The sequence below is a fragment of the Streptomyces sp. genome, assembly GCF_036524955.1.
Classification (GTDB): Bacteria; Actinomycetota; Actinomycetes; order Streptomycetales; family Streptomycetaceae; genus Actinacidiphila.
This window is the reverse complement of the sequence record NZ_DATDBG010000076.1, coordinates 1-10,276: the sequence shown is the minus strand read 5'-3', so window position 1 is coordinate 10,276 and position 10,276 is coordinate 1. Positions and strand designations below refer to the sequence as shown.

Sequence of the window (10,276 nt, the reverse complement as noted above, 5' to 3'; positions counted from 1 at the left end):
TCGGGCTGGCAGCCCCATGCCCACCTTTTATTTTTCTCCCCCCGGGCCGATCGCCACGGGGATGATCTTGGAGGGAGACGGTCATGCCGCCGCGCCAGCGCAAGCCCGGTCCGGTCGAGGAAGCGGTGCGCGCCGACGTCGAGGCGCTGGGCGACCTGGTGGGGATCGAGCCGTCGCTGTCCCAGATGGCATTCCGGCTGGCACGCGAGATCGACATGGGTGGTGGGGAGGACGGCAAGCAGCTCGCCCAGCTCAACCGGGAGTTGAGGCAGACGCTCGCCCAGTTGCTGGAGGGGCGGGCCGCTGACGATGACGACGACCTCGGAGACCTGGGCTCCCCCGAGTGAGTTCGCCGAGGATCTGTACGAGCGGTACGGGCTGACGTGCCCGCCGCGGTGGGGGACGCCGCGTCATCCGGACCGGCCTTCGCTGGGACCGAAGCTGTGGAAGGTCATGGCCAAGCTCGGCGCTCCGCCGATGCCGTGGCAGAAGTACGTCTCGGACGTGGCGCTGGAGATCGACCCGGACACCGGGCGCTTCGCGCACCGTGAGGTGGGCCTGTCCGTCTCCCGGCAGCAGGGCAAGACCGAGCTGTGCCTCGCCGCCCAGGTCCACCGCGCGATGGCGTTCCCCGGGCAGAACATCATCTACGCCGCCCAGACACGTAACGATGCGCGCAAGCGCTGGGAGGACGAGTTCTGGGAGAAGATCTCCGGATCGTCCCTGGCCAAGTACGCGCGCATCCGCAAGTCGAACGGCAACGAGGCGATCCTGTGGCCCGGCAAGCGCAGTCGGATGGGCATCACCGCGAACACGGACAAGGCCGGCCACGGTCCGCCGCTGGATCTCGGGTTCATCGACGAGGCGTTCGCGCACGGCGACGACCGGCTGGAGGTCGCGTTCAGTCCGGCCATGCTGACCCGCCCCATGGCCCAGCTCTGGTGGGCGTCGGCCGGCGGCACGACGACCAGCGTGTGGTTGAACAAGAAGCGCAAGACGGGTCGTGCCCTCATCGAGGCGCTGTGGGAGGCGCTCGCCGAGGACCCGGGCGCTGTGCGGCCGATGGCCGCGTACTTCGAGTGGTATGCGCCGGAGGACATGCCGCGGGATGATCCGGCGACGTGGCGGGCGACGCTGCCGGCGCTGGGCTACACGGTGACCGAGGCGGTCATCCGCTCCGAGCTGGAGAAGATGGCCGACGACCCGAGCGGCTTCGACCGGTCGTACTTGAACCGCACTCGCAAGCCGGCCCCGGCGTCCGACCCGAACGTGCCGAAGGCGGCATGGCCGGGATTGGCCGGGGAGAAGTGGCGGCCGGGCGGGGACATCGCGCTGGCGATCGACGTGTCCCACGGGCGGGACTACGCCTCGATCGGGATGGCCTCGGTGGGTGAGGACGGGCGGATGCACCTGGAGGTGGTGGACCGCCGGGCGGGCACCGACTGGGTGGTGCCCGCTGTCGTGCGGCTCCGGCGGTTGTGGCGGCCGGTGGCCGTGGCGGTCGCCGGGAGGTCGCCGGCCGCGTCGCTGATCGACGACCTGAAGAAGGCCGGGGTGAACGCCCCGGAGACGGGCGAGGCGCCGGTGCGCGGTGACCTGGTGGTGCTGCGGCAGGGCGACTGGATCGAGGCGTGCGGGCAGATCGCGGACGCCATCCGGCAGGGCCGCGTCGCGCACATCGACCAGGCGCCGCTGACGGCCGCGGTGAACGGCGCCCGTACCCGCCGCAGCGGGGACGCGTGGGCGCTTGACCGGCTGTCCTCGCCGGTGGACATCGCGCCGCTGGTGGCGGTGACGCTGGCCCGCTGGGCTTTGCTGGCCCGGGGGCCGGTCGTGCAGGACGACTACGACGACATCGCCGACACGTTCGGGTGAGAGGGGGTGGGCATGAGCATCTGGTCGAAGTTGAACCCCTTCACCCGGACCGCCCGGGATGCGCAGGTCACCAGTGCGGAGGAGCTGCTGGGCCGGTCCCGCGAGCGGCGCGGCGGGGCGGTGCACGTCACCAACGACAGCGCGCTGCGGCACAGCGCGGTGTGGGCGTGCCTGCGGCTGCGGGCGGACCTGGTGTCCACGATGCCGGTCGACGTCTACCGGCGGGTGAACGGTATCCAGGTCGAGGTGCCCAAGCCGCCCGTCCTGGTCACCCCGGGCGGGGTGAGGGTGGGGGTGAAGGAGTGGATGTACTCCTCCCAGGTCGACCTGGACCGGGCGGGCAATGCCTTCGGGGTCATCACCGAGCGGTCGGGGGTGATCGGGCCGGACGGGCGCGGCCTGCCCGCACGCGTCGACCTGGTGGCGCTGGGCGATGTGACCGTGCGCGCCAGGGGCGCGGAGATCACGAAGTTCGTCATCGGCGGCAAGGAATACGAGCCGTGGGACGTCTGGCACGAGAAGCAGTACACGGTCTCGGGCCTGCCGCTGGGCCTGTCGCCGGTGGCGTATGCGGCGTGGACGATCGAGGAGTCGCTGAACGCGCAGGCGTTCGCGCGGGACTGGTTCGCCGGCGGCGCGATCCCCATGGCGGAGCTGAAGAACAACTCGAAGACCATCGACAAGGGCCAGGCCCGGATCGCACGGGAGCAGTTCGAGGCGACCGTGGCGACCGGCGGCCTGTTCGTCCACGGCAACGAGTGGGAGTACAAGCCGATCCAGGCAGTGGCGTCGCAGTCCGCGTTCATCGAGGCGCGCCAGTACGGGCTCGGTGACATCGCCCGGTTCTTCGGGTGCCCTGGCGACATGATCGACGCCGCGGTGTCCGGGAGCAGCATCACCTACGCCAGCATCACGCAGCGCAACCTCCAGTTCCTGATCATGCATTTGGGGCCTGCGGTGTCCCGGCGGGAGGACGCGTTCAGCCGGTACCTGGTCTCCGGCCCTCGGTACGTCAAGCTCAACGCCGACGCGCTGCTGCGGATGGACCCCGAGGCCCGGGCCCGCACGATCGCCTCGCAGATCACCTCCCGCACCCTGACGCCGTCCGAGGCGCGCGCCCTGGAGGACCGGGCGCCGCTGACCGAGGAGCAGTACGCGGAGTTCGACCGGCTGTTCGGCAGCGCCCGCACACAACCCACCACCGCCACCGCATCGGGAGGCACGTCATGACCGCCACCACCCGGGCCGCCGCCGCGGCGGCACGCGCCCAGCACGTGCGTCAGCGCGCCGATCGCCCCTCGCAGCGCCGGGCCGCCGAGCACCCCACCGCACGGGCCGCGGTGCGCGCGGCACTGACCGGCGTGCAGCTGCGCGACGCACCCGGCGACACCGGGGCCCTGGAGTTCCTCGGGCACGCCAGCGTGTATGAGCTGGGCTACGAGATGTGGGACATGTGGGGGCCCTACACCGAGATCGTCTCGGCCGGCGCCGCCGCAGAATCCCTGGCCCGCGCGGACCTCGATGTCCCCCTGGTCCTCGGGCACGACCAGCTCCGCCGCATGGCCCGCACCACCACCGGCACCCTGGTCCTGGCCGAGGACGACACCGGCCTGCACGTGCACGCCCCGGCGCTCGACCCGGCCGACCACGACGTGGCGTACATCGCGCCGAAGCTGCGCGCCGGCCTGGTCGACGAGATGAGCTTCGCGTTCCGGATCGAGGCGGGGCAGTGGTCCCCGGACTACACCGAGTACCGGATCACCCGCTTCGACATCCACCGCGGGGACGTGGCGATCGTCGGCTACGGCGCCAACCCCCACACCACCGGCAGCCTGCGGCAGCCCACACCACCGGCGTCCTCCCGGGCGCGTGCGCTGCTGGAGATCGCGCTCGCCCGCTGACCACCCCCTGACTTCCCGCCCCTCGTGGGCGGGTTCTGCCCTGCGCTCTGCGCGCACGAGCCCACCCGGCGCCGCTGGCCTCGGGTGGCCGTCTGACCTGGACCGGGGCGTCGTGTATCCCATCGAGCAAGGAGAGATGACGAGCCATGACGCTCGACGACCTGATCGCCCAGGCGCGCACCGCGCTGGACACCGCGATCGCCACCCGCACCCAGGAGCAGGACGCGCTGATGGCGCTGCGCTCCGACCCGAACCTGACCGAGGACGCCGTCACCGCGCGCATCGCCACCCGCGACGCCGCCGACGCCGAGGTCACCCGCCGCCAGCAGGCCCTGGCAGAGCTGGAGGCGGAGCAGGCCCGCGAGGCGGAGATCGCCGCCCTGTCCGCCCGCAGCACCCCGGCCGCCAACCGCGCGCCGGCCTACGACCGGGTCGCCCGCGTCGGGGCGGAGGAGCGGACCTACCGGCCCGACCAGGACCGGCGCGGCCAGCACTTCGAGCGGGACGTCGCCGCGGCGTTCCTGGGTGACTACGAGGCCCGGGACCGGCTGGCCCGGCACATGACCGAGGAGCGCGCCGAGCGCGGCGACCAGCTGGTGCGTGCAGCCGGCACCGGCGCGTTCACCGGCCTGGTGGTCCCGCAGTACCTGACCGACCTGTACGCCCCGGCGGCAGCGGCCAGGCGGCCGTTCGCGGACGCCTGCCGCCCGCACGACCTGCCGCCGCAGGGGATGACGGTCAACATCTCCCGCATCACCACCGCCACCAGCGTCGCCCTGCAAAGCGGCGGGGAGAACACCAACGTCTCCGAGACGGACATCGACGACACGCTGCTGCCCGTCAGCGTGCAGACCAACGCCGGGCAGCAGACCCTGTCGCGGCAGGCGATCGAGCGCGGCGCGGGCGTGGAGCCGGTCGTCCTGGACGACCTGTTCCGCCGGTACGCCAGCACGCTGGACGCCACGCTCCTCAACCAGGCCACCACCGGGCTGACCAACGTGGCCACCGCCGTCGCCTATACCGACGGCACGCCGACCGTGGCCGAGTTCTACCCGAAGACGCTGGAGGCCCTGTCGGGGGTCGAGGCCGCCCTGCTCGACATGGCGTCGGGCGAGAACATCGCGGTGATGCACTCGCGGCGCTGGAACTGGATGCAGAACGCCCTGTCCTCGACCTGGCCGCTGATCTCCCAGCCGGGCATCGCTGCCCAGATGCTGGGGGCCAACTACGCGGCCACCTACGGCAGCGGCGTGCGCGGCGTCCTGCCCAACAGCACCCCGGTCATCGTCGACAACAACATCGCCACCAACCTCGGCGCCGGCACCAACGAGGACGAGGTCTACGTCGTCGACCGCAACGAGTGCCACCTGTGGGAAGACCCGAACGCCCCGATGTACATCCGGGCGGAGCAGGCCAAGGTCGCCAGCCTCGGTGTGCTGATGGTCGTGTACGGCTACTTCGCCTACACCCACGCCCGCTACGCCCAGGCCCGCAAGATCGCGGGCACCGGCCTGGTCACCCCGACCTTCATCGGCCAGTGAGTTCCCGCCGGGCGCGGCCCGCCCCGACCCGGCGGCCCGCGCCCGGCCACCCACCCTTTCACCCCGGCGACGGGAGACCCCATGTCCTGCGAGTGGTGCGACGACGGCTTCAAGTCCGTAGGCGGCCTGTACCGGTGCGTATGCCGCGTGCCGTGCTGGAACCCGGACTGCGACGTCCGCTCGCGTCCCGTCCTGCGTCTCATCAAGGAGGAAGCGATGACCGACGAACCCCTGACCGAAGACACGATGGTCGCCGCGCTGCTGCGCGAGCGTGAGGGCCTGGTGCAGCGCGGCCTTACCGACCGCGTCGCCCAGGTCGACGAACAGCTCGCCCTGCGCGGGTACAAGGCACCGCGCGGCCGGGCGCCGAAGGCGGCGCAGGACAAGACGCCGACCGCTGAGCCGTCCCGGTCCGAGGCACCCGCAGGCCGCCACCAGCGGGAGACGGAGAAGTCCTGACGTGGCCAACGAGTACGGCACCCTGGCCACGCTGAGGGAGCGCATGAACATCCCGACCAGCGACACCACCCGCGACGCGCTGCTGACCTCCGCGCTGGCCGCCGCGTCGCGCGGCATCGACCGGACCACCAGCCGGCGGTTCTGGCTCGATGAGACACCGGTCACTCGCACCTTCAGACTGCGCGATCGGGTGGTGCGCGAGGACGACGGCGACCTGTTCCTGACCGATGACATCGGCTCCACCACCGGCCTGCTGGTCGAGACCGGGGGCGGAGCCTCGTGGTCCACGGTCACCGGCTACGAGACCAGCCCGGACAACGCCCTGGCGGACGGGCAGCCCATCACCGGGCTGCTGCGTGTGCTCGGCACCTGGGGCACCGCCACCACCCGGGTCCGGGTCACCGCCCGCTGGGGCTGGCCGGCCGTGCCCGACGACATCACCGAGGCCGCGCTGATCCAGGCCGGTCGGCTGTACAAGCGCAAGGACAGCCCCGAGGGCCTGATGGGGGGCGACTGGGGCGCGATCCGGCTGTCCCGCCGCGACCCCGACGTGTGGACCCTGATCGAACCCTTCATCCTGCCCGGCTTCGCGTAGGAGGCACCATGCAGATCTCCGCCGTCCGCGACGCCATCGCAGACGCCGCCCGCGCCGTCACGATGCCGGACGGAATCCCGGCGCTCACGTGCACCGGCTACGCCACCGACGCGGTGACCGTCCCGCACTTCTACGTCGGCGACTACACCATCACCTTCGACAAGACCTTCGGCCGCGGCCAGGACGAGGTGGAGTTCACCTGTGCCGTGCTGGTCAGCCGCGCCGACGACCTGTCCGGCCAGAAGATCCTGGACGGCCTGCTGTCCGGCGGCGGCCCCGGCTCGCTGAAGGCCGCAATCGAGGTAGCCCGCGGCGCCCCCGGAGAGTACGCGCTCGGCGGCCTGGCCGACGACCTGCACGTGACCCGGGTGCAGTCCTACCGCTGGTACGAGGTCGCCGGCACCCAGTACCTCGGCGCCGAGCTGGTGGTGCGCGTCATCGGAGAAGGAGGCACCTGACATGCCGAAGCAAGTGCTGACCGATGTGCGGCTGTTCGGGGTGGGCGCGGACCTGTCCGGCAACTCCAACAAGGTCGAGCTCCAGGCGGAGGTCGAGGAGAAGGACGGCACGAACTACCGGTCGGGCGGGTGGAAGGAAGTGATGGGCGGGCTGGCGTCCAGCACGATCACGGCCGAGGGGCAGTGGGAGGCCGGCGACCCGTCCAAGGTCGATGACGCGTCCTGGTCGCAGCTCGGCGGTACCGGCCCGTGGACGGTCAGCCCCACCGACGCGGTCATGGGCGCGCTGGCGTACTTCACCCTCGGCCTGCGGTCCTCGTACAAGCTGGGCGACCAGGTCGGCGAGATCGCCCCCTGGACCGGGAAGGTGTCCGGGTCGTGGCCGGTGGCCCGCGGGCAGATCGCCCACCCGCCCGGCACCGCCCGCACCGCCTCCGGCACGGGCACCTCGCTGCAGCTCGGCGCCGTCCCGGCCGGGAAGCGGCTGTACGCCGCCCTGCACGTCCTGTCGGTGGCCGGCACCGCCATGCCCACCATCACCGCCCGCGTCGAAAGTGACGACAACAGCGGCTTCACCAGCGCGGCCACGCAGTTGACGTTCGCCGGGGCGACCGCGGCCGGGGGGCAGATCCTGCGCACCACCGGCAGCGCCCTGACCGACACCTGGTGGCGGATCGCCTGGACGATCACCGGCACCGCCCCCTCGTTCCTGTTCGCTGCCGCACTCGGCATCGCCTGATCGGAGAACCCCATGGCCAGGATGGTCCTGCTCGCCTCGTACCTGTCCATCAACGCCAACGTCCTGTCGACCTTCGCCAACAAGATCGAGCTGACCACGGAGGTCGAGGAGAAGGACATCACCACCTACGGCAGTCTCGGGTGGAAGGAAGTCCTCGGCGGGCTGAGGTCGGCGTCGCTCGGGCTGGGGTTCAAGCAGGACTTCACCGCCGCCCAGCTCGACAGCATCATGTGGCCCCTGTTCGGCACCGTCGTCCCCTTCGAGGTCCGCGCCGACCAGGCCGCGGTCGGCACCAACAACCCGAAGTACACCGGGTCGGTCCTCATCAAGAGCTGGAACCCGTTGACCGGGTCGGTGGGTGACGAAGCGTCGGTTTCCGTCAGCTACCCGACGTCGGGCGTGGTGGCCAGGGCGACCTCCTGATGGCCGGGGACGGGCTGCCGATCGAGATGTCCGTCACCGCCGAGGGCATCCAGGCCCTCGGCCGGGCCCTGGCCGCCGAGGAGGACGGCAAGGCCCTGCGCAAAGAGCTTGCGAAGAACATGCGCACGGCCCTGAACCCGGCCGCGGAGATGGCCAAGAGCGGCATCATGTCGATGCGTTCGCAGGGCGGCCACGCAGGGCCGGGCCTGCGCACCGCCATCGCCAAGAAGGTGCGCCCCGAGGTGAAGTTGGGCGGGATGTGGACCGGTGCCCGGGTGAAGGCGAAGAAGACCCCGGCCGTGCGCGGGTTCCGCAATGCCCCGAAAAGGACGCAGAAGGTCGGCGGCTGGAGGACGAAGTCCTTCGACGGCGAGTGGCGCACCCAGATCGGGAAGTTCGACTGGTTCGACCGGGCGATGGCCGGCCGTAACGAGGTCTACAAGCGGGCCGTGCTGGACGCGATGGAAGAGATGGCGCGGCGGATCGCCGACCGCGCCGCAGAGTAGGAGACAACCCCGTGTATCTGATCTACCAGCCCGAGGGCTCCGAGGAGCCGCAGCGGTTCAAGTACCAGCCGAACAAGTTGCTGTCGCCCGAGCGGGAGATGCTGGAGCGCCGCACCGGCAAGGACTTCTCTGATTTCACCCAGTCCGTCCTGAACGGCAACTCGGTGTGCCGGCGGGCGCTGCTGTTCCTGTTCCTCAAGCGGGCCCATCCCGGGGTGCGGTGGGAAGACGTTGACTTCACGTGGGACGAGCTGAAGCTGGAGTTCTCCCGCCAGGAGTACCAGGCCATGCGGGACGCCATCACGCAGAACGACGCGGGCCCGGATCAGGCGGCGCGGCTGGAGCAGCTCGACCGTGAGATGGCCACCGCCATCGACGAGGCCGACGACGAGGGAAAAGCCCGGCTGCCGATCGCCGGCTGAGCCAGCTCGGCAACGCCGCCCACCTGCTCGGTATCAGGCCCGACGACTGGGACCGGTACACCGTCGAGCAGACAGACGCGCTGCTGGACTGGCTCGACCAGTACGCCAAGGACATGGCCGAGCAGGAAGCCAAGCTGAAGGGGTGATCCATGGCCAGCGATACCAGCCTGGTGTTCAACCTGGTCGCGCGTGACCGGGTCTCGCGGGCGCTGGGGCCGGTGGCCGCGAAGCTGGAGGCGTTCGGGTCGCGGATCGGCACCGCGGTGGCCGGGGTGGGGGTGGCCGCCCCGTATGTGGCCGCCGCCGCGACCGCGGCCGGGGCACTCGCGGCCGGGGCACTCGCGGCCGGCGCCGCGGTCGGCGCGTTCAAAGCCGCGGTCGGGCCACAGCTGGAGTCCGTCACGAGCGCGTGGGAGCTGTACGACGCCGCGCAGCAGGCCGCAGCGGCCGGCGGTGAGAAGGCGGCGGCGGCCCAGAAGGCCTACGCCGATGCCCTGGCCAAGATGACCCCCGCCACGAGGGACACCGCGACCGCGTTCATCGGCCTCAAGGAGGACTTCGCCGCGTGGTCCGACGGCCTGTCGTCCACGACGATGCCGATCTTCACCCGCGGCCTGCAGATGCTGCGGGGGGTACTGCCCGCTCTGACCCCGCTGGTGAAGGCGGCGGCCGGGGCGATCGGCGGCTTCGTCGACGACATCGCCCGGGGTGCGCAGTCGGGCGGGCTGAAGGCGTGGATCGCGGACGTCGCGACCGTGGCCGGACCGGCCCTGTCCAACTTCCTGACCGTGATCAAGAATCTCGTGACCGGGTTCGGGTCGCTGCTGGGCGCGTTCCTGCCCATGTCGGCCGGGGTGACCGGTGGCCTGGCCGACATGACCGGGGCGTTCGCCACCTGGGCGAAGGGACTGAAAGGCTCCGCGGGTTTCGCGAAGTTCCTGGACCTGGCGGCCAGCGGCCGGGGCGCGCTGGGCAACCTCGCCTCCGCGCTCGGCCAGCTCGTGGTGTCCCTGGCCCCGTTCCTGGGCGCCACCACCCTGATCGCGCAGGCCCTGGCCGACATCATCGCGGTCACCCCCACCCCGGTGATCACCCTGCTCGCTCAGGCGTTCATCGCCGCGTCGGTCGGTATGAAGGCGTGGGCGCTGGCCACGACCGTATGGACCGGAGTGCAGAGGATCGCCACGTTCGCCCAGATGGCGTTCAACACCGCGATGATGCTCAGCCCCACGACGTGGATCATCATCGGCATCGTCGCGCTGATCGCGGTCATCGTGCTGATCGCGACCAAGACGACATGGTTCCAGCAGATCTGGCGCGCCTCGTGGGGCGCCATCACCCGTGCGGCGAGCGCCAC

12 protein-coding genes and 1 pseudogene are annotated in these 10,276 nt (G+C 71.3%); all 13 read left to right on the top strand.

The features are described from left to right. The first annotated feature begins 83 nt into the window (after positions 1 to 83). Positions 84 to 347: a hypothetical protein gene (locus VIW71_RS06630; RefSeq protein WP_331621051.1), complete on the top strand. Its 264-nt coding sequence runs from the start codon at positions 84 to 86 to the stop codon at positions 345 to 347. After that, entirely contained in the window at positions 310 to 1,875 is a 1,566-nt protein-coding gene (locus VIW71_RS06625) for a terminase large subunit domain-containing protein (RefSeq protein ID WP_331621050.1), read from the top strand. The genes VIW71_RS06630 and VIW71_RS06625 overlap by 38 nt, the downstream gene beginning before the upstream one ends. Before the next feature lie 12 nt (positions 1,876 to 1,887). Further along, a complete protein-coding gene (locus tag VIW71_RS06620) occupies positions 1,888 to 3,105 on the top strand; it encodes a phage portal protein (protein ID WP_331621049.1) in 1,218 nt (405 codons plus the stop codon). Continuing rightward, entirely contained in the window at positions 3,102 to 3,776 is a 675-nt protein-coding gene (locus VIW71_RS06615) for an HK97 family phage prohead protease (protein ID WP_331621048.1), read from the top strand. The genes VIW71_RS06620 and VIW71_RS06615 overlap by 4 nt, the downstream gene beginning before the upstream one ends. 146 nt (positions 3,777 to 3,922) lie before the next feature. After that, the gene (locus VIW71_RS06610) at positions 3,923 to 5,317 is read left to right on the top strand and encodes a phage major capsid protein (protein ID WP_331621047.1); all 1,395 of its coding nucleotides are present in this window, start codon (positions 3,923 to 3,925) and stop codon (positions 5,315 to 5,317) included. Positions 5,318 to 5,533: 216 nt separating this feature from the next. Continuing rightward, entirely contained in the window at positions 5,534 to 5,776 is a 243-nt protein-coding gene (locus tag VIW71_RS06605) for a hypothetical protein (protein WP_331621046.1), read from the top strand. Between the two features lies 1 nt (position 5,777). Beyond that, on the top strand, positions 5,778 to 6,371 hold the full coding sequence (locus VIW71_RS06600) for a phage gp6-like head-tail connector protein (RefSeq protein ID WP_331621045.1): 594 nt from the start codon (positions 5,778 to 5,780) through the stop codon (positions 6,369 to 6,371). Positions 6,372 to 6,379: 8 nt separating this feature from the next. Beyond that, entirely contained in the window at positions 6,380 to 6,829 is a 450-nt protein-coding gene (locus VIW71_RS06595; protein WP_331621044.1) for a hypothetical protein, read from the top strand. Between the two features lies 1 nt (position 6,830). Then, positions 6,831 to 7,568: a hypothetical protein gene (locus tag VIW71_RS06590; RefSeq protein ID WP_331621043.1), complete on the top strand. Its 738-nt coding sequence runs from the start codon at positions 6,831 to 6,833 to the stop codon at positions 7,566 to 7,568. Between the two features lie 12 nt (positions 7,569 to 7,580). After that, a complete protein-coding gene (locus VIW71_RS06585) occupies positions 7,581 to 7,991 on the top strand; it encodes a phage tail tube protein (protein ID WP_331621042.1) in 411 nt (136 codons plus the stop codon). Continuing rightward, complete coding sequence (locus VIW71_RS06580; RefSeq protein WP_331621041.1) at positions 7,991 to 8,497, top strand: hypothetical protein; 507 nt, start codon at positions 7,991 to 7,993, stop codon at positions 8,495 to 8,497. Before VIW71_RS06585 ends, VIW71_RS06580 begins: the two co-directional genes overlap by 1 nt. 11 nt (positions 8,498 to 8,508) lie before the next feature. After that, positions 8,509 to 8,919, top strand: a complete 411-nt coding sequence (locus VIW71_RS06575; RefSeq protein ID WP_331621040.1) for a hypothetical protein — start codon at positions 8,509 to 8,511, stop codon at positions 8,917 to 8,919. Between the two features lie 149 nt (positions 8,920 to 9,068). Next, a pseudogene (locus VIW71_RS06570) lies at positions 9,069 to 10,276 on the top strand (hypothetical protein); the annotation flags it as partial.

Coding starts and splice junctions, on each gene's coding strand:
- VIW71_RS06630 (WP_331621051.1), top strand. CDS start 84: ATGCCGCCGCGCCAGCGCAAGCCCGGTCCGGTCGAGGAAGCGGTGCGC.
- VIW71_RS06625 (WP_331621050.1), top strand. CDS start 310: ATGACGACGACCTCGGAGACCTGGGCTCCCCCGAGTGAGTTCGCCGAG.
- VIW71_RS06620 (WP_331621049.1), top strand. CDS start 1,888: ATGAGCATCTGGTCGAAGTTGAACCCCTTCACCCGGACCGCCCGGGAT.
- VIW71_RS06615 (WP_331621048.1), top strand. CDS start 3,102: ATGACCGCCACCACCCGGGCCGCCGCCGCGGCGGCACGCGCCCAGCAC.
- VIW71_RS06610 (WP_331621047.1), top strand. CDS start 3,923: ATGACGCTCGACGACCTGATCGCCCAGGCGCGCACCGCGCTGGACACC.
- VIW71_RS06605 (WP_331621046.1), top strand. CDS start 5,534: ATGACCGACGAACCCCTGACCGAAGACACGATGGTCGCCGCGCTGCTG.
- VIW71_RS06595 (WP_331621044.1), top strand. CDS start 6,380: ATGCAGATCTCCGCCGTCCGCGACGCCATCGCAGACGCCGCCCGCGCC.
- VIW71_RS06590 (WP_331621043.1), top strand. CDS start 6,831: ATGCCGAAGCAAGTGCTGACCGATGTGCGGCTGTTCGGGGTGGGCGCG.
- VIW71_RS06585 (WP_331621042.1), top strand. CDS start 7,581: ATGGCCAGGATGGTCCTGCTCGCCTCGTACCTGTCCATCAACGCCAAC.
- VIW71_RS06580 (WP_331621041.1), top strand. CDS start 7,991: ATGGCCGGGGACGGGCTGCCGATCGAGATGTCCGTCACCGCCGAGGGC.